General features: G+C 70.4%; 1 protein-coding gene. It reads left to right on the top strand.

Features of this window, described 5'->3' with window-relative positions:
• Nucleotides 1-388, top strand: a 388-nt coding sequence (locus tag ACLJNW_RS23445) for a LysR family transcriptional regulator substrate-binding protein (RefSeq protein WP_410961117.1), incomplete at both ends; no start/stop codon positions are given.

The following is a 388-nucleotide window of genomic DNA, read 5'->3' as shown; positions in this document are numbered from 1 at the left end:
GTGCTCGACGACACCCGCCGGGCGCTGAACAACCTCACCGGCGAGGTCAGCGGCCGGCTGGTCCTGGCCACCAGCCACCACATCGGCCTGCATCGCCTGCCGCCGCTGCTGCGCGCCTTCACCCGGGCGCATCCGCAGGTGGCGCTGGATATCCAGTTCCTGGATTCGGAAGTGGCCTACGAGGAGATCCTTCATGGTCGTGCGGAACTGGCGGTGATCACCCTGGCCCCGGAAACCGCCGAACCGGTGCGCGCAGTCCCGGTGTGGGACGACCCGCTGGACTTCGTCGCCGCCCCGGAGCACCCGCTGGCCCGACAGGGCACGGTGTTCCTCGCCGACGTCGCCAAGCACCCCGCGGTATTCCCCGGCGGCAACACCTTCACCCACC

This window comes from Salmonella sp. SAL4457 (genome assembly GCF_046548235.1).
GTDB lineage: Bacteria > Pseudomonadota > Gammaproteobacteria > Enterobacterales > Enterobacteriaceae > Salmonella > Salmonella enterica.
The sequence above is the reverse complement of the archived record's forward strand: the minus strand, read 5'-3'. Positions and strand labels throughout refer to the sequence as shown.